20 protein-coding genes are annotated in these 19,156 nt (G+C 62.3%); 7 read left to right on the forward strand and 13 right to left on the reverse strand.

Features of this window, described 5'->3' with window-relative positions; translation table 11 throughout:
- Nucleotides 1-10 precede the first annotated feature (10 nt).
- Together lolB and ACZCWR_RS03945 are read right to left on the reverse strand one after the other, a co-directional pair.
- On the reverse strand, nucleotides 11-640 hold the full coding sequence (gene lolB / locus ACZCWR_RS03940; protein ID WP_487302424.1) for a lipoprotein insertase outer membrane protein LolB: 630 nt from the start codon (nucleotides 638-640) through the stop codon (nucleotides 11-13).
- Entirely contained in the window at nucleotides 640-2,499 is a 1,860-nt protein-coding gene (locus ACZCWR_RS03945) for a tetratricopeptide repeat protein (RefSeq protein ID WP_487302425.1), read from the reverse strand. Before ACZCWR_RS03945 ends, lolB begins: the two co-directional genes overlap by 1 nt.
- Before the next feature lie 86 nt (nucleotides 2,500-2,585).
- On the opposite strand from ACZCWR_RS03945, the gene mutM reads away from it, so the two are divergent.
- Both mutM and mutY read left to right on the forward strand, forming a co-directional pair.
- A complete protein-coding gene (gene mutM, locus ACZCWR_RS03950; protein ID WP_487302426.1) occupies nucleotides 2,586-3,416 on the forward strand; it encodes a bifunctional DNA-formamidopyrimidine glycosylase/DNA-(apurinic or apyrimidinic site) lyase in 831 nt (276 codons plus the stop codon).
- Between the two features lie 13 nt (nucleotides 3,417-3,429).
- Nucleotides 3,430-4,491, forward strand: coding sequence for an A/G-specific adenine glycosylase (gene mutY / locus ACZCWR_RS03955; protein ID WP_487302427.1), 1,062 nt, complete (start codon nucleotides 3,430-3,432; stop codon nucleotides 4,489-4,491).
- On the opposite strand, the gene ACZCWR_RS03960 is transcribed toward mutY, so the two are convergent.
- The 11 genes from ACZCWR_RS03960 to kdsD all read right to left on the reverse strand — a co-directional run bounded on the left by ACZCWR_RS03960 (nucleotide 4,488) and on the right by kdsD (nucleotide 13,990).
- Nucleotides 4,488-5,123, reverse strand: coding sequence for an LON peptidase substrate-binding domain-containing protein (locus ACZCWR_RS03960; RefSeq protein WP_487302428.1), 636 nt, complete (start codon nucleotides 5,121-5,123; stop codon nucleotides 4,488-4,490). The two genes, mutY and ACZCWR_RS03960, sit on opposite strands and share 4 nt — an antisense overlap.
- A gap of 32 nt (nucleotides 5,124-5,155) precedes the next feature.
- Entirely contained in the window at nucleotides 5,156-6,052 is an 897-nt protein-coding gene (rapZ, locus tag ACZCWR_RS03965; RefSeq protein ID WP_487302429.1) for an RNase adapter RapZ, read from the reverse strand.
- A 66-nt stretch (nucleotides 6,053-6,118) separates the two neighbouring features.
- A complete protein-coding gene (gene hprK / locus ACZCWR_RS03970) occupies nucleotides 6,119-7,087 on the reverse strand; it encodes an HPr(Ser) kinase/phosphatase (protein WP_487302430.1) in 969 nt (322 codons plus the stop codon).
- Nucleotides 7,088-7,269: 182 nt separating this feature from the next.
- The gene (gene ptsN, locus ACZCWR_RS03975; protein WP_487303235.1) at nucleotides 7,270-7,725 is read right to left on the reverse strand and encodes a PTS IIA-like nitrogen regulatory protein PtsN; all 456 of its coding nucleotides are present in this window, start codon (nucleotides 7,723-7,725) and stop codon (nucleotides 7,270-7,272) included.
- A gap of 409 nt (nucleotides 7,726-8,134) precedes the next feature.
- Nucleotides 8,135-8,494 (reverse strand): ribosome hibernation-promoting factor, HPF/YfiA family, encoded by a 360-nt coding sequence (gene hpf, locus ACZCWR_RS03980; protein WP_487302431.1) that lies wholly within the window; start codon nucleotides 8,492-8,494, stop codon nucleotides 8,135-8,137.
- A gap of 183 nt (nucleotides 8,495-8,677) precedes the next feature.
- Nucleotides 8,678-10,195 (reverse strand): RNA polymerase factor sigma-54, encoded by a 1,518-nt coding sequence (locus tag ACZCWR_RS03985; protein ID WP_487302432.1) that lies wholly within the window; start codon nucleotides 10,193-10,195, stop codon nucleotides 8,678-8,680.
- A 151-nt stretch (nucleotides 10,196-10,346) separates the two neighbouring features.
- On the reverse strand, nucleotides 10,347-11,114 hold the full coding sequence (lptB, locus tag ACZCWR_RS03990) for an LPS export ABC transporter ATP-binding protein (RefSeq protein ID WP_487303236.1): 768 nt from the start codon (nucleotides 11,112-11,114) through the stop codon (nucleotides 10,347-10,349).
- A gap of 11 nt (nucleotides 11,115-11,125) precedes the next feature.
- Nucleotides 11,126-11,827 carry a lipopolysaccharide transport periplasmic protein LptA gene (gene lptA, locus ACZCWR_RS03995; protein WP_487302433.1) on the reverse strand — a complete coding sequence of 234 codons (702 nt, stop codon included), beginning with the start codon at nucleotides 11,825-11,827 and terminating at the stop codon, nucleotides 11,126-11,128.
- Nucleotides 11,828-11,859: 32 nt separating this feature from the next.
- Nucleotides 11,860-12,459 (reverse strand): LPS export ABC transporter periplasmic protein LptC, encoded by a 600-nt coding sequence (gene lptC / locus ACZCWR_RS04000; protein WP_487302434.1) that lies wholly within the window; start codon nucleotides 12,457-12,459, stop codon nucleotides 11,860-11,862.
- Between the two features lie 5 nt (nucleotides 12,460-12,464).
- Nucleotides 12,465-13,007 carry a KdsC family phosphatase gene (locus ACZCWR_RS04005; RefSeq protein WP_487302435.1) on the reverse strand — a complete coding sequence of 181 codons (543 nt, stop codon included), beginning with the start codon at nucleotides 13,005-13,007 and terminating at the stop codon, nucleotides 12,465-12,467.
- Nucleotides 13,007-13,990, reverse strand: coding sequence for an arabinose 5-phosphate isomerase KdsD (gene kdsD / locus ACZCWR_RS04010; RefSeq protein WP_487302436.1), 984 nt, complete (start codon nucleotides 13,988-13,990; stop codon nucleotides 13,007-13,009). Before kdsD ends, ACZCWR_RS04005 begins: the two co-directional genes overlap by 1 nt.
- Before the next feature lie 162 nt (nucleotides 13,991-14,152).
- Here kdsD and ACZCWR_RS04015 point away from each other — a divergent pair, with 162 nt between their 5' ends.
- Genes ACZCWR_RS04015 through purU form a run of 5 tightly spaced genes read left to right on the forward strand, consistent with a single transcriptional unit; the run spans nucleotide 14,153 to nucleotide 19,139 of the window.
- Nucleotides 14,153-16,147 (forward strand): monovalent cation:proton antiporter family protein, encoded by a 1,995-nt coding sequence (locus ACZCWR_RS04015; RefSeq protein WP_487302437.1) that lies wholly within the window; start codon nucleotides 14,153-14,155, stop codon nucleotides 16,145-16,147.
- Between the two features lie 56 nt (nucleotides 16,148-16,203).
- The gene (locus ACZCWR_RS04020) at nucleotides 16,204-16,770 is read left to right on the forward strand and encodes an adenine phosphoribosyltransferase (protein WP_487302438.1); all 567 of its coding nucleotides are present in this window, start codon (nucleotides 16,204-16,206) and stop codon (nucleotides 16,768-16,770) included.
- 1 nt (nucleotide 16,771) lies between these two features.
- Complete coding sequence (locus ACZCWR_RS04025) at nucleotides 16,772-17,386, forward strand: LysE family translocator (protein WP_487302439.1); 615 nt, start codon at nucleotides 16,772-16,774, stop codon at nucleotides 17,384-17,386.
- 7 nt (nucleotides 17,387-17,393) lie between these two features.
- The gene (locus ACZCWR_RS04030; RefSeq protein ID WP_487302440.1) at nucleotides 17,394-18,233 is read left to right on the forward strand and encodes an NUDIX hydrolase; all 840 of its coding nucleotides are present in this window, start codon (nucleotides 17,394-17,396) and stop codon (nucleotides 18,231-18,233) included.
- 36 nt (nucleotides 18,234-18,269) lie between these two features.
- The gene (purU, locus tag ACZCWR_RS04035; RefSeq protein ID WP_487302441.1) at nucleotides 18,270-19,139 is read left to right on the forward strand and encodes a formyltetrahydrofolate deformylase; all 870 of its coding nucleotides are present in this window, start codon (nucleotides 18,270-18,272) and stop codon (nucleotides 19,137-19,139) included.
- The last annotated feature ends 17 nt before the right edge of the window (nucleotides 19,140-19,156 follow it).

Genomic DNA, 19,156 nt, shown 5'->3' on the forward strand with positions numbered 1-19,156 from the left:
AGCCGAGACGTTATTGATCGAGCACGAGCTTGATGGCGAGCGGCGGGTTATCGCGCGACAGATTCACGCGCTTGACGCCGGACGCGGGTGCATCGGCATAGGCCACGTAATCGATCGTCCAGCCATCCTGCCGGATTTGCTTCGGACGCCCGTTGTTCGCGCCCGGATCGAGTTCGGTCTGCGCGCGCGAACCCGGCGCCGCCGATGGCTGCAGCCAGTACCGCAAGCCTTCTACCGGCAACGGGAAGCCGAGCGCGTTCTGCATCAGTTCGGAGACGGTATCGGCGTTGATCGGTTGCCGGTTCGGCAGTTCGAGCGTGGCCAACGAAGGCGATGACGTGACGATCGCCATGGTCGAGCCGAGCGGATTGCGCAATTGCAGCGTCACGGTATCGCCCGTTTCCTGCCAGTCGAAGTTGCCGTACGCGTTGCGCTGCGTGCCGTTCTGATCGTTGTACGTCACGGCGAAACGGCCGTGGTACGCGCGGCTCGTTTGCGTGGCGAGCGAATTGGACTGATCGGTCGTCGTCGGCGTGGGCGGGCGTTGGACCGCGCAACCCGACAACACGAGCGCGGCGACAGCAAGCCAACCGAGCGCACCGCGACGAAGCGATGCGCTCGCAAGAAAATCAAAAGCCATCAGAGATCGTTCACCTGGAATCGTTTGAGCGTTTTGACGAGCGTGTCGTTGTCGGGTTCGAGCTTTTGCGCCTGACGCCATGTGTTGCGCGCTTCGGCCTGCTGGCCCGACTTCCATTGCACTTCGCCCAGATGCGCGCCGATTTCGGCATTCGGCTGAAGGTTATAGGCGCTCTGCAGGATCTTCTCCGCTTCCGCCGCGTTGCCTTGCCGATAGCGCGCCCAACCGAGACTGTCCATGATGAACGCATCGTTCGGGGCGAGCGACACGGCTTTTTCAATCAGCTTCACCGCTTCATCGAGCCGCTGATTGCGATCGACGAGCGAATACCCTAGCGCGTTGTACGCCTGCGGATTGTTCGGCTGAAGGCGCATGAGCGAACGCAACTGCGTTTCCATGACTTCGAAGTGACCGTTCTTCTCGGCGGCCATCGCGTAGTCGTAGGTCAGGTCGGGATCGTCGGGGAAAGCGTTGACGGCCTTCGCGAGATTGTCTTCCGCTTCCTGATAGCGATGCGCCTCGAACAGAATGGCGGAATCGGTGCGCGCAAGCAGCGCGAGATCGCGCGGATCGGAGCTTTGCAGACTGTTGATGAGCGCGCGCGCCTGATCGACCTTGCCCTGCCGCGCCATGATCTGCGCGCGCGTGATCTGCGCGGGCAAATACTGCTGGCTCGTGCGCGGAATGCGATCGAGCCATTGGCTCGCAATATCATCCTGCTTCTGTTCCAGCGCGAGTTGCGCGAGGTAGATATACGCCTGTCCGGGGTCCGCGCCGGGCGTGCTTTCCGCCTGCTTCGCGTACTGGTTCAGATAGTCCTGCGCCTTGTCATACTGCTTCTTCTGGATGTTGATGAGCGCGAGCGCCATCACCGGCGTCAAATCCTTCGGGTCGTTCTTGCGCATGATTTCGAACTGCTTCTGCGCATCGTCGAGCCGGTCGGCGGACAGATACAGTTGCGCCAGCGCGAGCCGTGCATCGTGCGACTTCGGATTCTTTTCCAGATACTTTTCGAACGACGCGATGCCTTCGTTCCGTTCCTGCGGACCCATGCGCGCGAGCGTCAGCGCTGCCGGCAAGAAGTCCGGCTTCAACTGAAGCGCCTTTTCGAGTGATGCCTTCGCGCCCGGCTGATCGTCCGCGAGCAATTGCTGACGGGCGAGCGCAAGCTGCGTCTCCGGCAGGTTCTGATCGTTCGCCGTCAGGTCCTTGAGCACGTTGAGACCGCCCACGCGATTCGGTCCGCGCGCGAGCAGCGCCTGCAACGAGAGAATGGCATCGCCACGTTGATCGCCGGTCACCTTCGCGAGTTCGCGTGCGAGCGTGGGCTTGGCGTCATCCGGCTTGCCCGAGACGATCAGCAACGACGCGCTCAACTGCGCCGCGCGCTCGGAATGCGGCGCGAACTGCGCCCAAAGCTGCGCGGAGGTCAACGCATCGTTAGGACTTTGCGCCGCGATGGCGATCTCGGTTGCACGCTGCGCGAATCGCGGATCTTTCGTGTCGCGCGCCAGTGCGAGATACGTCTGGAACGCAGGCGCGGGTTGTCCGCGCTGCAACGCGACTTCGGCGGCCAAGACCTGAAACACGATCTGGCTGGACATCGCGACCGCCGGCAAGTCTTGTTTCTCGTCGCCGTTCACGGGCGCCGTCAGAATGTCCGCGGCGTTTTGCGCGGCAGCCTGATCGTCAGGAGTCGGAACGGGTGAGGAATCGGGATCTTGCGCATAAGCAGGCGCAAATGCGAGTGCCGCGAGCGCGAATGCCACCGCACCCGCGATACGCGAGAGCGGGATGGCGAACGAATGAGTCGAGCCGGCCTGACGCTTCGTAAACAGCTTCTTGACGAACGGATTCATGGAATTCCAGACGATGTTTCGATCGATTGTAACGCGGTCGCTAAAATACCGGCACGTTCGCACCAGCAAGTCTCTCTCCAGGAAAAATGCCAGAACTTCCGGAAGTCGAAGTTACGCGCCGAGGAATCGAGCCGTTCGTGGCCGGGCGGCGTGTCGAGCGCGTCGATGTGCGCACGCCCGCGCTGCGCTGGCCCATTCCGCCGCATCTCGCGAAGACGCTCGCCACGCTCAAAATCGAAAAGGTCGAGCGGCGCGGCAAGTATCTGCTGTTCGAAACTGAGGCAGGGTGGCTGATCGTTCATCTCGGCATGACCGGAACGCTGCGCGTGCTCAGACATGTGCCGCGCCCGCCGGAAGCCGCGAAGCACGATCACGTCGATATCGTCTTCGATGAATTCATCCTGCGCTTCCGCGATCCGCGTCGCTTCGGCGCGATTCTCTGGCATCCGCGCGCGGACGGCGACGTGCTCGATCATCCGCTTCTTGCAGGCTTGGGCGTCGAGCCGTTCTCGCCGGAGTTTTCGGGCGCGACATTGTTTCGTGCGACGCGCGGCCGCAAGGTTTCGGTCAAGCAGGCGTTGCTGGCGGGCGGGATCGTGGTGGGCGTGGGCAATATCTATGCGTCGGAGAGCCTGTTTCGCGCGGGCATCCGTCCGACGACGGCAGCGGGGCGCATCTCGCTCGTGCGTTACGATCTGCTGGCCGATGCCGTGCGCGTGACGCTGGCTGCGGCCATCGAGAAGGGCGGAAGCACGCTGCGCGATTTCGTCGGCAGCAATGGCGAGTCGGGATATTTCCAGCTCGACTATTTCGTCTATGATCGCGCCGGCCTGCCGTGTCATGTCTGCGGCACGGCCATCAAACATATCGTTCAGGGACAGCGTTCGACGTATTACTGTCCGCGCTGTCAGCGCTAACTTCCAGTCCCCGATGCTCGCACTCACCGACTTTTCCTCGCGCCTCATCGCGTGGCAACGCATTCACGGGCGGCACGATTTGCCGTGGCAGAACACGCGCGATGCGTACCGCATCTGGCTGTCGGAGATCATGCTTCAGCAGACGCAGGTTTCGACCGTGATTCCGTACTACGCGCGGTTTCTGGAGCGCTTCCCGACCGTGACCGCGCTCGCCGATGCGCCCATCGACGACGTGATGGCGTTGTGGGCCGGTCTCGGTTATTACTCACGCGCGCGCAATCTGCATCGCTGTGCGCAGGTCGTGGCGCACGAGCATGGCGGCGCGTTCCCGCAAACCGTGGATGAACTCGCGGAGCTTCCCGGCATCGGACGTTCGACGGCGGCGGCGATCGCATCGTTCGCGTTCGCCGCGCGCGCGACGATTCTCGATGGCAACGTGAAGCGCGTGCTGGCGCGCGTGTTCGGCGTCGAAGGTTTTCCGGGCGAGAAGCGCGTGGAGAACGCCATGTGGACGCTCGCGGAATCCTTATTGCCGGACGCCGCGAACAAAGAGGAAGTCACGGCCTACACGCAAGGCTTGATGGACCTCGGCGCGACGCTCTGCGTGCGCGGCAAGCCGGATTGCGCGCGCTGTCCGTTTGCATCGGATTGCGTGGCGAAGGTCGAAGGGCGTCAAAAAGAGTTGCCCACCGCGCGCCCGAAAAAAGCGGTGCCCACGCGCAAGACTTGGATGCTCGTGCTGCGCGACGGCGACTCCATCCTTCTCCAAAAGCGTCCGCCCACGGGAATCTGGGGCGGCTTGTGGAGCCTGCCCGAAGCGCCGGATGAATCCGCGTTGAAGACGCTCGCGCAAAGCAATGGCTGCGACGCGCATCTTCAGCGGCTCGCGCCGATGTCGCATACCTTCACGCATTTCAAGCTGGAAATCGAGCCGCGTCTGGGCGAAGCGCGCGCCGCATCGGGCGAATTCAACGAGGTGGAAACCGTGTGGGCGCCGCTCGCGCGCATCGATTCGTTCGGCGTGCCCGCGCCGGTGCGCAGGCTCATCGATGCGCTGTCCGGCTCGCTGCTCTAAAGCAACTGGTGCTGCTGCATGTAGTGATGCACGACGTCGATGCGCGCACCGGCATCGGTCAGTTCCATGAGCTTTTGGCGCGCGCGCATGGGAATCGGCAGGATTTCGGCGAGCCGGTTCGACACCCACGTCGGGTCGTCCAGCAAATACGGTTCGATGAACGGCAGGTTCTGCGGCTCGCGCGTCTTGATCGTATCGATGATGCGCTCCAGCACTTCCGCGCACGCGCCGAACTTGGCGAGCGTTTCCGGGCCCTGAAGCGGCCGGTCCTCGCCGATCAGCCGCACCGTGCCGACCAGCAGATTGCTTGCTTCCACCCAGTGATCGGTCAGCTTGAAGCGCTCCGTGCCGCGCGCCTGCACGAGCAGGAGACCGAAGGTATCGACATCGCATTCGGAGATTTCGGCGAGACAGCCGATGTTCTCGGGAATCGAAGGATCGCCGGGCGAGGCCACCTCATGACCGCTTTTGAGCAGGCACACGCCGAACGGCGTTTGCTCGCGCAGGCACGAACGCGCCATGTCCAGATAACGCGCCTCGAAAATCTTGAGCGGCAGCAGACCGCCGGGAAACAGCACCGTGCGCAGCGGGAACAGCGGCAATTCGTTGAGAGCGGATATGTTCGATGACATCGCGCGCCTCCAGGGTGGACCGCCGGCGGCGATCAGGTTCGCGTGAGAATGGCGCTCTCATCCACAGGGATGGGCGCATCCCGATGCCGCACGATCACGTTCGCCTGATTGCCGAAGCGCGCGGCCAGCGCCTGAGCAATGTACACCGAGCGATGCTGCCCGCCCGTACAGCCGATCGCGACGGTGAGATAGCTGCGGTTGTCGTCGCGAAAGCGCGGCAGCCACTTGCCGACGAACGTCCCGATATCGTCGATCATCTCACCGACAAGCGGTTGCGCGGACAGAAAATCGATGATCGGTTTATCGAGCCCGGTGAACGGCCGCAGTTGATGGTCGTAGTACGGGTTCGGCAGCGTGCGGACATCGAAGACGAGATCGGCGTCGAGCGGCACGCCACGCTTGAACCCGAACGATTCGAACATCAGCGTGAGATCGGCGGCGTCGGTTTCGACGAAGCGCTTGACCCACGCGCGCAAAACGTTCGCGCGCAGATTGCTGGTGTCGATCTGATGGCCGTATTCCGCGAGACCCGCGACGAGTTCGCGCTCGCGTTCGATGGCTTCCGCGAGCGAGTTGAGCACGCCGACATCGGCTTCGTGCCGGGGCGAACCGGACAGCGGGTGACGGCGGCGCGTTTCCGAGAAGCGCTGAATGAGCGACTGCGTGCTGGCGTTGAGGAACAGCACGCGCAGGTCGAAGTCTTGGGAGAGCTGATTGATGATGGCGGGCACTTCGTCGAGCGAGAGGCTCGAACGGGCATCGATGGCGACCGCGAGACGTTCGTGTCCTTCGCCCGCCAGATAGCCGGCAAGCTCGGGCAGAAAGCGCGGCGGCAAATTGTCCACGCAGTAGTAACCGCCGTCTTCGAGGGCGTTCAGCGCGACCGATTTGCCGGAACCGGAGATGCCAGTGATCAGGATGATACGCATGGGTTTCGACTCGTTCGCTTGAATCTTAGCACCTGAAAACGACGGGGTTTTTACGCGCGCGAGCGCTCAAATCAGCTTGCCGGGAAACTGGCTGTCCGGGTCCTGCATGGCCAGACGTTGACGGTCCATGAAGTCGCGCAGCGTGTCGATGCCGCGCAGTTGCAGGATCGTGTTGCGCACGGCGGCTTCCACCAGCACGGCCAGATTGCGGCCGGCCGCCACCTGAATGGTCACCTTGCTGATCGGCAGGCCGAGTACATCGACGGTCTGGCTTTCGAGCGGCAGGCGCTGGAATTCGCCATCCGGACGACGCACGAGTTGCACGATCAGTTTGAGCTTCATTTTCCGGCGAACGGCGGTCTCGCCAAAAATCGTTTTGATGTCGAGCAGGCCGAGGCCGCGCACTTCGAGCAAATTTTGCAGCAGCGGCGGGCAGCGTCCTTCGACGAAATCTGGACCGAGGCGCACGAAGTCTACGGCATCGTCCGCGACGAGACCGTGACCACGGCTGATGAGTTCGAGACCGAGTTCGCTCTTGCCGAGACCCGAGTCGCCGGTCAGCAGCACGCCCATCCCGAGAATGTCGATGAACACGCCATGCAGCGTCGCGCGCGGCGCGAGAATGCGCGACATATACGCGCGCAGACTATCGATGACCGCCGCCGCCGACATGCGCGTGGTGAACAGCGGCGTGGACGAGCGCGTGCAGCGCAGAACCAGTTCCGGCGGTGCGCCGACTTCGCCCGCGACGACGAGGAACGGCGGCTCCAGCGCGATGAGTTCGGCCATGTGACGCGAACGGTCTTCGTCCGACTGGCGCTGGTAATAGGCGATTTCGGCATCGCCCAACACCTGAATCCGGTTCGGGTGGATGAGGTTCAAATGGCCGACGAGGTCCGCGCTCGATGTCGCGTTGGCGACCGTTTCACTCGAAAAACCGCGCTCCCAGCCTTCGTGCCCCGTGAGCCAGCTCAGTTTCAGTGCGGCGGCGTTGTCGTCGAAAATGCTTTGGGCGTTGATGCTGGACGTATCCATGAGGCCGGAACTCCATTGGAAGCCGGTAGCAGCCTGGGCGCGTCGAAGCGGATTGCTTCGCGTTGCGCCTGGCGCTGCGTTTTGATCGATTGTGCCCCAGTTGCACCGCGCACGCGATACGCCCCGTGGCGGCTGCAACACGGGGCGAGGTGTGGACGCGGTTCGCTAAGTCGGTAAAGCCGTTACGGTTGCCATTGCGTGAGCACTTGATAGAGCGCTTCACGATTTTCTTCCTTGTGCAGACGCTCGCGCGCCTCGCTGTCGGAGAGCAGTTGTGCGATCTCCGAGAGAATTTCAAGATGCTGTTGGGTGGCCTGCTCGGGCACGAGCAGGAAGATCAGCAGCGAGACCGGCTGACCATCGGGCGATTCGAACGGAACCGGTTCGGCAAGACGCACAAAAGCGGCGAGCGGTTGCTTCAGCCCTTTGATGCGGCCATGCGGAATGGCGACGCCTTCGCCGAGGCCGGTCGAGCCGAGACGCTCACGAGCGAAGAGATTGTCGGTAACGGTGCTGCGGGCGATGCCGTTCTGATTCTCGAAGATCAGACCCGCTTGCTCGAATACACGCTTCTTGCTGGTAACGGACAGTCCGAGAACCACGTTCTCGAGGGGAAGAAATTTGGCTAAACGATTCATGTTGGCAGGCAGATGCGTGGCCTGATTGCTCCTCATCGTGGCTGCTGCGAAAGCGCTCACGGCGATGATGAAACGACGAAATGCGCTTGTGGCGCGCTGACAGCGTTACTGTTGTATGACCCCGATGCTGACCGGACCATTATAAAACAGCCTAAACCGTGATGGTGCGGCGCGCCATTGCGCCGTCTGCAAATTGAATGTGCAGCACAACATGCGGAAAATCAATGGCTTGTGCCACGCAACAACAAATATTGCAACAAAAAAGCCGCCATTCGGGCGGCTTGGTTCATGAGGCGCTTTCTACACACAAACACCGGATGATTCGAGGTTTTCCTCCAATCCTGCCGCCGGCCTCAGCGGCGGCTGTGGCGTTCCGGCGAACGGTGAGCAAGCGCCCGCGTTCTCAGGATTACGACGCCGGGAGCTGAACTTCCTGCGGCTCGCCCTGATATTTCACCGATTCATGCGCGTGACCCTGGATCTTGCCCTTGTGACGAATGACCTGCCGGTCCAGCTTGTCCACCATGAGGTCGATGGCCGCGTACATATCAGCGTCACAACTCTCGATAAAAATGTCCTTGCCCTTCAGATGCAAGTTGATTTCCGCCTTTTGCCGCTTTTCCTTTTCCCTATGATTGTCGACCGAGAGGACCACGCTTCCGTCGATGACTTGATCGAAATGACGGAGCACCCTGTCGAGCTTCGTGATGACGTACTCACGCAAGGCAGGCGTCAATTCGAGGTGGTGTCCGCTGATCTTCAGATTCATAGTTGCTCTCCAAGCTAGTGGCCGTTGGAACCGCCATGCTCGTCCGATACCGGTCGGCCATACTGCCCGCATGTCACCACATGATGCTGGCGCATGAAGCGGGCCGCATGGGCCGGCTCGTCCGCGCATAGCGTTGCGGCCGGTAAATGCCCATCGCAACATGCGATGGACTACAGAGACGGGTCAAAGAGACTTGCGCAGATTCACTGCCGGGATCTTGAGCGCCTCGCGGTATTTGGCTACCGTGCGACGCGCAACGACGAAACCCTGTTCTGCCAGCAGTTCGGCAATGCGGCTGTCTGAAAGAGGAGTTTTAGGGTCTTCCGCTCCTATCAGTTGCTTGATGAGGGCCCGGATCGCCGTGGACGATGCCGCGCCTCCTGTGTCAGTCGAAACGTGCGATCCGAAGAAGTACTTGAACTCGAGCGTCCCGAAGGGCGTGAGCATGTATTTCCCGGTTGTCACACGCGAAACTGTGGATTCGTGTAAACCCAGCGTATCAGCAATTTCCCTCAAAACCAAGGGGCGCATGGCAATTTCGCCATGTGCGAAGAAGTTCTTCTGACGCTCGACAATGGCCTGCGCGACACGAAGAATTGTCTCGAATCTCTGCTGAATATTCTTGATGAGCCAGCGCGCTTCCTGAAGCTGCTGACGCAGCGAACCGCTGCCCGGATCGCCCCGGTTATTGCGCAAAATGTTTGCGTAGAGATGATTAATACGCAGCTTCGGCACGATCTCCGGATTCAGTTCGGCGGTCCAGCCGCTCGCCATCTTGCGCACGAGAATGTCCGGCACCACGTAATCCGCTTCGCTCTTGCCGTAAGCCGCGCCCGGAAACGGTTCGAGCGACTTGATGAGCACATGCGCGTCACGCAGCGCATCGTCGCCGGCCTTGAGCTGCTTGCGCAGACGCGTGAAGTCGCGCGCGGCGAGCAATTCGAGATGGTTCGTCACGATATCGAGCGCGAGCGTGCGCGTGGGCGAGCCATCCAGCCGAAGCAACTGGAGCTTCAGACATTCCGATGCCGAACGCCCACCCACGCCGGGCGGATCGAAGCTCTGCAAGAGCGCGAGCGCCGCGCTCAGTTCATCGACATCGACTTCGAGTTCGTCAGGCAAATCCATGCGGATTTCGTCCAGCGATGCCGACAGATACCCGTCCTCATCCAGCGACTCGATGAGAAAAATCACCAGCGCACGGTCGCGCTGATTCGCCGACGTCATGCGCAGTTGCGCCGTCAGATGATCGCGCAGCGTGGTGGTCGATTCGTGGATTTGCAGCGGCGGGAGATCGTCGTCGTCGGAGGCGTTGTTCGAGCGGCCGTAGTCTTCGAGGTTCCACGAACTGCTGTCCGTGCCGTTGTCCGAACCCATACCGTTGTATTCATCGACGCCCTGTGGCTCGCTGTTTTCCGACCGCTCGGAACTCGACGTGCTTGTTGACGAGCCGTTGCTCATCATCGAATCGGGCGGCGAGCTTTGAGGGGCAGGCGAGGTGATGAGCGAGCCATCGGAGGCCACGCGCAGGGGACTGTTGATCCAGTCGTCGTCGTTTTCGAGCAGAGGATTTTGCGCGACCGCCATCGCCACTTCCTGTTGCAGTTCGAGCGTCGACAACTGCAGCAGCCGGATGGACTGCTGAAGCTGCGGGGTGAGCGCGAGATGCTGTGAGAGGCGGAGTTGGAGGCTGGCTTTCATGGCAAAGTTTTAATCATTGTAGAGAGTTTGCCACGCGCGAGGCCCCTTGCGGCGAATCCGAAAAAAACTGTGCCGCCTCGAAGGGCGGCACGTAAGTTTTGCTGACCGGCTTGGTGCGACGCACGATTTCCGCGCCACGCCACCGCGACGTTCACATGCGGAAATGTTCGCCGAGGTAAACCCGCCGCACGCTCTCGTTCTCGATGATCTCGCTCGGCGCACCTGCCGCAAGCACGCTGCCATCGCTGATGATGTACGCGTGATCGCAGATGCCGAGCGTCTCGCGCACGTTGTGGTCCGTGATGAGCACGCCGATATTGCGCTGCTTCAGGAACTTCACGATCTTCTGGATTTCCAGCACGGCGATCGGGTCCACGCCCGCGAAGGGTTCGTCGAGCAGGATGAAGCTCGGATTGGTCGCCAGCGCCCGCGCGATTTCCACGCGCCGCCGCTCGCCGCCCGACAACGAAAGCGCCGGGTTATCACGCAGATGCGCGATCTGAAGTTCTTCGAGCAAGGCTTCCGCGCGCTGCGTGATGGCGTCCTTCGACAAACGCTTGCCGGATTCGTCCGTTTGCAGTTCGAGCACCGCGCGGATGTTCTGCTCCACCGTCAGCTTGCGGAACACCGAGGCTTCCTGCGGCAGATACGACAGGCCGAGATGCGCGCGCTGGTGAATCGGCATGAGGCTGATCGAATTGCCGTCGAGGTCGATCTCACCGGCATCGAGCGGCACGAGGCCGACGATCATGTAGAACGAAGTGGTCTTGCCCGCGCCGTTCGGGCCAAGCAGCCCGACCACTTCGCCGCTTTTCACATCCAGCGAGACGTCCTTGACCACGGTACGCGAGCCGTAGCGCTTCTTCAGATTGCGGACGACGAGCGAACTCGACTGGCCGTCCGGCTTGCGATGGGGCATGGCGGGTGCGTTCACTGCTGCGGCGTTCCTTGAATCGAATTGGACGGTGAGAGCGTGTTCGCGGGCGGGCCGTTCAGCGGCGCGGAGCCGCCCGAACGCGGCGCGAGAATGGCGCGCACGCGGCCGGACGGATTGCCCGGACCGGACTGATCCTTCCCGGCGCTCGCCGTGTAGAAGTCCTTCTGGCCGTCATACGTGATGACGCTGCCATGCACTTCGTCCTGAACGTTGGTCAGACCTTGCAGACGGCGCACGACCGCGCGCGTCGTGAGCTTGGTGAAGTCGTTCTTGCCGTCGTAGTCGATGCGCACCGCGTTGCCGTCGATGTACTCGTCCACGCCGTCACGCTTCTGGCGGAAATACGAGAGATTGCCGCCGTTCGACGTGCCCGTGGCGTACTGATAGCCCTGCGGGTCCTGCGTGACTTCGACGCGATCCGCCTTGATGACGATCGTGCCTTTGGTCGCGACGACATGGCCAGTAAAGATGTTCTTCTGGTTCAGGTCGTCATAGGACATGTTGTCCGCTTCGATGTTGAGCGGCTTTTGCTGGTCGGCCTTCTCGGCGTGCGCGGCGGGCGCGAAGCCCGCGAAGGGCAACGCAGCGAGCGCGGCGACGGCGGCCGCGAGCCCGGCCCGGCCGGCGCGCGCACCGAGGCGCGCGAGCGTTGCGCGCGTGGGGCTGCCATCGGGACGAGGGAAGCTTTCGTTCATGCAGTCACACTTCGGAATGGAATGCCCGGGATTTACTTGGAAGAGCCGCCGATGTCCGACGCAGCGATGGCGCCGCGCACGTTGCCGAACAGCTTCATTTCCCGGGTGACGTTGTTGTAGTTCATGCCGTTTGCGGTCATCACCGACGGACCGCGCTGAAGTCTAACCGGTTTTTCCGTTTCGATGACATCGTCGTTCACCAGCACGCGAAAATGCTGCGAATCCGCTTGCATCTGCGGATCGCCGTAACCGGCTGCGCGGAGAATGCGCGCGTCGTCGTAAAGATTCACGATGGACACGTCGCCGTTCACCGTGCCGCGCTGCGCGGTGGCCGTCACGGTGGGCTTCATCGGCTGAAACAGGCGCATGGCGGGCAGCGTGAGGTCGCTGTTGTCGTCGTCCTCGTAATGCAGCATGGTCTTGGCGGTCAGCCGATATTGCGTGGAGCCGGTCGCGTCGAGTTCGGAGACGGAAAAGTTGTCGGCGAAATAATCCGGCGTGTGACGCTTGGTTTGCTCGGGCGCGGGTTGCGCGGGCGGCAGCGTGGCCTGAAGCAGCCAGTACGTGCCGCCCGCGAGCGCTGCCATGGCGACGAGCGGAATCAGCGAAGCGAGTTTTCCCGGACGCGCCATGATGCCTACGCTCCGAGCGCCGCGTTGAGCAACGCGTCGTACTTGTGTTGCGCGCGCAGGATCGCGTCGCAGACTTCGCGCACCGCGCCATGACCGCCACGCGCTTCGGCCACCCAATGCGCGCGCTGAATCACTTCGGGATGCGCGTTGGCCGGCGCGGTCGCGAAACCGCAGCGGCGCATCACCGCGAGGTCGGGCCAGTCGTCGCCCATGTAGCCGCAGTCATCGGCCGCGACGCCGGTTTTCGCGAGCAATTCGGCAAGCGCTTCAGTCTTGTTCTCCACGCCTTGCCACACATGCGTGATGCCCAGTTCCTTCATGCGCGCCGCCACGATGCCCGACTTACGCCCGGTGATGATCGCCGTCTGCACGCCGACGGATTGCAGCATCTTCACGCCGTGGCCGTCGAGTGAATTGAAGGACTTCATGGTGTCGCCTTCGGCGGTGAAGTACAGGCTGCCGTCGGTGAAGACGCCATCGACATCGAAGATCATGAGTTTGACGCGGGCCGCGCGCTCGGCCGCCGTTGCGTTGGGCTTCTGCGCCATCAGATCACCTTCTTGGAAAAGAGGTCGTGCATGTTCAGCGCGCCGATCAGCGTGGCGTGCTCATCGACGACCAGCATCTGATTGATGCGGAAGCGCTCCATCAGTTCCACGGCTTCGACGGCGAGATGGTCCGGACCGATCGTGCGCGGATTACGCGTCATGACATCCGCGAGTTTGAGCGAGCGAAAATCGACATCGCGCTGAAGCACGCGGCGCAGGTCGCCATCCGTGAAGATGCCTTCGACATGCCGATTGCCGTTGATGACCGCCGTCATGCCCATGCGCTTGTCGGTGATCTGAAACAGCGCATCGGAAATGGTGGCATCCAGCGGCACCACCGGCACTTGGTCACCGATGCGCATGACATCGCGCACATACGTGAGCAGCCGCCGGCCCAACGCGCCACCAGGATGCGAACGCGCGAAATCGTCCGGGCCGAAACCGCGCGCATCGAGCACGGCGACGGCGAGGGCATCGCCCATGGCAAGCGCGGCGGTCGTGCTCGCGGTGGGCGCGAGGTTCATCGGACAGGCTTCTTTTTCGACGCGTACATTCAGATGCATGTCCGCAAGCTGCGCGAGACTCGAATCCGGCCTTCCGGTGAGCGCGATCAATCGCGCGCCAAGACGCTTGATGAGCGGCAAAATGGCGACGAGTTCTTCCGTTTCGCCGGAGTTCGACAGCGCGATGAAAATGTCGTCGGCGGTGACCATGCCGAGGTCACCGTGACTCGCTTCGGCGGGGTGCACGAAGAACGCGGGCGTGCCGGTCGAAGCGAGCGTCGCGGCGAACTTGCGCGCGACGTGTCCCGACTTGCCGATGCCCGACACGACCACGCGCCCACGGCAGTCGAGCAGCGCTTCGACCGCGTTGGCGAAGTTGTCGTCGAGGAGTTCGGTGAGACCGCGAACGGCGTCGGCTTCGATCTGGATTACGTTACGAGCCAGCGCCAGCGCCCGGTCGCCATTGATTTTCGCTATCATGCGCGGAGTATAGCAAAGGCGACCCTTCGCCGCGCCGCTTGGCGGGCCGGGCGCCGCCGCCTATCCGCCCCCGCCGGCCCTTGCGTCAAGGGCTTTTCTCAAGACACCGCGGCGCACTGAAACATGCGCTTAGGAAAGCCGACGAACGAGGACGCTGGACGGATGATCTCTCCGCTCGAAATGACGCTGTTGTTGCTGCTGTGCTCGGTGGCCGGCGTCGTGGTATTTCGCTATTTCAACCTGCCGCCGATGCTCGGTTATCTGACGGTGGGCATCATCGTGGGTCCGCACGCAGCGGGGATCGCGCCGGACTCTGACCGCGCGCAGCATCTCGCCGAATTCGGCGTCGTGTTCCTGATGTTCTCCATCGGACTGGAATTTTCGCTGTCCAAGCTGCGCTCGATGCGGCGCATCGTGTTCGGGCTGGGCGCGTGTCAGGTCGCGGCGACCATCGCGCTGGCGCTCATCTTTGGGTGGATCGCGCACTTCTGGATCGAGATGTCGTGGCAGGGCAGTTTCGCGCTCGGCGGCGCGCTGTCGATGTCGTCCACGGCGATCGTGAGCAAGCTGCTCGCGGAACGGCTCGAACTCGAAGCGGAGCACGGCCGCAATATCTTCGGTGTGCTGCTGTTTCAGGATCTCGCGGTGGTGCCGCTGCTCATCATCATCGCGGCGTTCGGCAACGGCAATTCGTCGCAGTTGGCCATGTGGCTCGGCATCGCGGCGGTGAAGATCGTTGTCGCGCTCACAGTGCTGTTGTTCATCGGCCAGAAGTTCATGACGCGCTGGTTCGATCTGGTCGCGCGGCGGCGTTCGCAAGAGCTGTTCATGCTGAACCTCTTACTGGTGACGCTCGGCGCGGCGTGGATCACGGACAAGTTCGGGCTGTCGCTTGCGCTAGGCGCGTTCATCGCGGGCATGTTGATCGCGGAGACGCCGTACCGGCATCAGGTGGAAGAAGACATCAAGCCGTTTCGCGACGTGCTGCTCGGGCTGTTCTTCGTGACCACGGGCATGTTGCTGAATCCGCGCGTGATCTGGGAGCATCCGCTGCTGGTGCTGGGCTTTTTTATCGTGCCCATTTTGTTGAAGGCTGTGATGATTACCGCGCTCGCGCGTGCGTTCGGCGCGCCGCAGGGCGTGGCCATGCGCACTGGTCTCGGGCTTGCGCAGGCGGGCGAATTCGGCTTCGTGCTGCTGAACCTGATCCTGGATTCGCATCTGGTCGATGCCACCATCCTCCAGGCCATCCTCGCCGCGATGCTGCTGTCCATGCTCGCCGCGCCGTTCATCATTCAGAACGCGGACCGTATCGTGTTGCGGCTGTCGTCGTCGGAATGGATGCTGCAATCGCTGCAAATGACGAAGATCGCGACACAAAGCCTCAAGCAAAGCGGCCACGTCATCATTTGCGGATACGGCCGCGCCGGGCAGAATCTCGCGCGCATGCTGGAGCACGAAGGCATCGCGTATGTAGCGCTCGATCTCGACCCGGATCGCGTCGCGGCAGCGGCGGCGGCGGGCGAAACTGTCGTGTTCGGTGACGCCGGGCGGCGCGAATCGCTGCTCGCGGCGGGCTTGCATCGCGCGGCGACGGTCGCGATCACCTACGCCAACACGCCTTCCGCGATGCGCGTGCTGCACAACATCCACGAGCTTGAGCCGACGCTGCCCGTGATCGTGCGCACGGTCGATGACGCCGACCTCGAAAAGCTCACCGCAGCCGGCGCGACGGAAGTGATTCCCGAAATCGTGGAAGGCAGTCTGATGCTCGCCTCGCACACGCTGGTGCTGATGGGCGTGCCGATGCGCCGCGTCGTGCGCCGCGTGGAGGAAATGCGCGACGAGCGTTACAGTCTGCTGCGCGGCTATTTCCGCGGCGCGGACGATCTGGACGACGACGATGGCCACGAGCAGGTCCGGCTACAATCCGTACCGATCGACGAGAATTCCGAGGCGGTCGGGCATTCGCTCGACGATCTCGGCCTTGTCGGCAGCGGGGTCGAAGTCACCGCGATCCGGCGTCACGGCATTCGCGGCGTCGAGCCCGACCCCGAAACCAAGCTGCGCGCGAACGACATCGTCGTGCTGCGCGGCCTGCCCGAAGTGCTCGCGCAAGCCGAGGAACGGCTCTCGCGCAATCGCCGGGCGGCGTAATTTTCTTAGCCCATTAGGCGGACGCGCGGCCTCACAGCGCGGACTCCGGAGAAGTCATGTCCCATATCCCTTCGAACGCCCAGCTCGACGCCGCGCGTTTCATCAAGGACCGCGTGCGCACCGTCGACGACTGGCCGCAGCCCGGCGTGCAGTTTCGCGACATCACGCCCGTCTTGCAGGACCGGCGCGCGTTGCGCACGCTCATCGACCTGTTCGTGCAGCGTTATATCGATGCCAAGCTCGACGCCATTGCCGGGCTGGATGCGCGCGGGTTCATCATCGGGCCGATTCTGGCTTATGAACTCAGCCTCGGTTTCGTGCCGATCCGCAAGAAAGGCAAGCTGCCGTACAAGACGATCTCGCAATCGTACGAGCTGGAATACGGCAGCGCGACGGTCGAGATTCACGAGGATGCCTGCAAGCCCGGCGACCGCGTGGTGCTCGTGGACGATCTCGTCGCGACCGGGGGCACGATGATGGCGGGCAATATCCTGCTGCAGCGGCTCGGCGCGGAAGTGGTGGAAGCGGCGGCGATCATCGACTTGCCGGATTTGGGCGGCTCGAAGCTCCTGCGCGAAAACGGCGTGCCGCTTTATACCGTGTGTGAATTTGGCGGACATTGATATGCCCAATTTCCTTCTTTTCCTTGCTGCATCGGTTGCGATCACGGTCGCGCCGGGTCCGGACAATCTGCAAGTGCTCGCGCGCGGCATTTCGCAAGGGCGGCTCGCGGGCGTGGTCGCGGCGCTCGGTTTCGCGTGCGGCGTGATCTTTCACACGACGCTCGCAGCGCTCGGCGTCGCGGCGTTGCTGCGCTCGTCGCCGCTGGCGTTTCAGGCGGTCAAGCTCGCGGGCGCGGCGTATCTCGTGTGGATCGGCATCAAGGCGCTGCGCAGTCAGGGGCTTGCCACGGCGCATGAACGACCGAGCCAGCCGTTGTCCACCGTGTTCCGTCAGAGCGTGATCGGCAACATGCTGAACCCGAAGGTCACGCTGTTCTTCATCGTGTTCCTGCCGCAGTTCGTCGATCCGCACGGCGCGCAGAGCGTGATGGCGCAGATGTTCGAACTCGGCGGCCTGTTCATGTTGCAGACAGTCGTCGTGTTTTCGATGTTCGGCTTCGGCGCGGGCATGATCGGCGCGTGGCTGAAGCGCCGTCCGCGTCTGGGCGTGTGGCTCGACCGGCTCGCGGGCGTGACGTTCATCGCGCTGGGCATTCGCGTCGCATTGCGCGACTGAGGCATCCATGACCTTGCCCGCGATCGTCGCCGCCCGCCGTTTCGATGCCGCTGCGCATGTGCCGTTTTTCACCGGTGAAACGCGCGTCGGCTGGATTCGTCAATCCGATGTCGCGTTGCTCGCGCGCTGGCCTGACGTCTTCGAAATCGATCCGCGCGCCGTGCATCTCACCCTTTCCGATGTCGATGCACGCACCGAAGCACTCGGCACGGTCATCGCCGCGCTCCACGCGGACGGCCACATCCCCGGCTGGCGCAACGAAACCTACGCGATCCGCAATCACTTCGATGCACCGCCGCTCGCGTTCATCGAGCGCGCGGCGTCGCGCTTCTTCGGCACGATGACGTACGCGGTGCATCTGAACGGCATCGTGAAACATCGCGACCGTGCGCCGGAGTTGTGGATCGCGCGCCGCAGCGACACGAAGGCGACCGATCCCGGCATGCTCGATAACGTGGTGGCGGGCGGAATCGGCTGGGGAATCGGCATCGAGCCGACGCTCGTCAAGGAATGTTGGGAAGAAGCGGGCATGAGCGCCGAACTCGCCTCGACCGCCACGCCCGGCGGCGCGTTCTACGTGCTGCAATCGCTGCCGGAAGGCACGCAAGCCGAGCTGATTTTCGTCTACGACATCGAATTGCCCGAAGGCTTCACGCCGCGCAATCAGGATGGCGAAGTGGGCGAGCATCGGCTGGCGCGTATCGATGACGTCGCGCGCTGGATCGAAGAAGGCGCGCTCACCGTCGATGCCAGCATTGCCACGCTCGATTGCCTGCTGCGCCGTCAGTGGATCGACGAAGACGCGTGTGAGGGCATCGCCGCGCTTTATATCGCGCCGCAAGTTTGAATATCCAAAAAGCATCGAACGAACGAGGACAGGTCAATGTCGACCGAACATAGTTTTTATCTGAAGCTGTCGTGCCCGGACCGGCCGGGAATCGTGCATTCCGTGTCGGGTTTTCTGTTCAATCTCGGCGCGAATATCCTCGATTCGGCGCAATTCGGCGACAGCCGCACAGGCGAATTTTTCATGCGCGTGCATTTTCAGCAAGTCGGCGGCGATCCGGGGCTGGACGCGCTGCGCCAATCTTTCGGCGAACTGGCCGATGAATTCGGCATGCGCTGGGAAATGCACGATGCGTCGATCAAACCGCGCGTGGTCATCATGGTGTCGAAGATCGGGCATTGTTTGAATGATCTTTTGTTCCGCTATCGCACGGGGCAATTGCAGATCGAGATTCCGGCGATTGTCTCGAATCACAAGGATTTTTATCAGCTTGCCGCGAGCTACGATATTCCGTTCCACCATTTGCCGTTGAATCAGGCGACGCCGGACGCGAAAGCCGCGCAGGAAGCGCGCGTGCTTGAAATCATCGATCAGCACAATACCGATCTCGTCGTGCTCGCGCGTTACATGCAGATTCTTTCGCCGAATATGTGCGAGAAACTCGCGGGCCGCGCAATCAACATTCATCACTCGTTCTTGCCGAGTTTCAAAGGCGCGAAGCCTTATTATCAGGCGTTCGATCGCGGCGTGAAGCTAATAGGCGCGACCGCGCATTACGTGACGTCGGATCTGGACGAAGGTCCGATCATCGAGCAAGAAGTGGAGCGGGTGGATCACAATATGACGCCTGAGCAACTGACCTCAATTGGTCGCGATGTCGAATGCGTGACGCTCGCGCGCGCGGTGAAATGGCATGCGGAGCATCGGATTTTGTTGAACGGGCACAAGACGGTTGTGTTTCGTTGATAGTTAAAAAGCCCGCT

Source organism: Caballeronia sp. A2-2, from assembly GCF_057612605.2.

Coding starts and splice junctions, on each gene's coding strand:
- lolB (WP_487302424.1), bottom strand. CDS start 640: ATGGCTTTTGATTTTCTTGCGAGCGCATCGCTTCGTCGCGGTGCGCTC.
- ACZCWR_RS03945 (WP_487302425.1), bottom strand. CDS start 2,499: ATGAATCCGTTCGTCAAGAAGCTGTTTACGAAGCGTCAGGCCGGCTCG.
- mutM (WP_487302426.1), top strand. CDS start 2,586: ATGCCAGAACTTCCGGAAGTCGAAGTTACGCGCCGAGGAATCGAGCCG.
- mutY (WP_487302427.1), top strand. CDS start 3,430: ATGCTCGCACTCACCGACTTTTCCTCGCGCCTCATCGCGTGGCAACGC.
- ACZCWR_RS03960 (WP_487302428.1), bottom strand. CDS start 5,123: ATGTCATCGAACATATCCGCTCTCAACGAATTGCCGCTGTTCCCGCTG.
- rapZ (WP_487302429.1), bottom strand. CDS start 6,052: ATGCGTATCATCCTGATCACTGGCATCTCCGGTTCCGGCAAATCGGTC.
- hprK (WP_487302430.1), bottom strand. CDS start 7,087: ATGGATACGTCCAGCATCAACGCCCAAAGCATTTTCGACGACAACGCC.
- ptsN (WP_487303235.1), bottom strand. CDS start 7,725: ATGAATCGTTTAGCCAAATTTCTTCCCCTCGAGAACGTGGTTCTCGGA.
- hpf (WP_487302431.1), bottom strand. CDS start 8,494: ATGAATCTGAAGATCAGCGGACACCACCTCGAATTGACGCCTGCCTTG.
- ACZCWR_RS03985 (WP_487302432.1), bottom strand. CDS start 10,195: ATGAAAGCCAGCCTCCAACTCCGCCTCTCACAGCATCTCGCGCTCACC.
- lptB (WP_487303236.1), bottom strand. CDS start 11,114: ATGCCCCATCGCAAGCCGGACGGCCAGTCGAGTTCGCTCGTCGTCCGC.
- lptA (WP_487302433.1), bottom strand. CDS start 11,827: ATGAACGAAAGCTTCCCTCGTCCCGATGGCAGCCCCACGCGCGCAACG.
- lptC (WP_487302434.1), bottom strand. CDS start 12,459: ATGGCGCGTCCGGGAAAACTCGCTTCGCTGATTCCGCTCGTCGCCATG.
- ACZCWR_RS04005 (WP_487302435.1), bottom strand. CDS start 13,007: ATGGCGCAGAAGCCCAACGCAACGGCGGCCGAGCGCGCGGCCCGCGTC.
- kdsD (WP_487302436.1), bottom strand. CDS start 13,990: ATGATAGCGAAAATCAATGGCGACCGGGCGCTGGCGCTGGCTCGTAAC.
- ACZCWR_RS04015 (WP_487302437.1), top strand. CDS start 14,153: ATGATCTCTCCGCTCGAAATGACGCTGTTGTTGCTGCTGTGCTCGGTG.
- ACZCWR_RS04020 (WP_487302438.1), top strand. CDS start 16,204: ATGTCCCATATCCCTTCGAACGCCCAGCTCGACGCCGCGCGTTTCATC.
- ACZCWR_RS04025 (WP_487302439.1), top strand. CDS start 16,772: ATGCCCAATTTCCTTCTTTTCCTTGCTGCATCGGTTGCGATCACGGTC.
- ACZCWR_RS04030 (WP_487302440.1), top strand. CDS start 17,394: ATGACCTTGCCCGCGATCGTCGCCGCCCGCCGTTTCGATGCCGCTGCG.
- purU (WP_487302441.1), top strand. CDS start 18,270: ATGTCGACCGAACATAGTTTTTATCTGAAGCTGTCGTGCCCGGACCGG.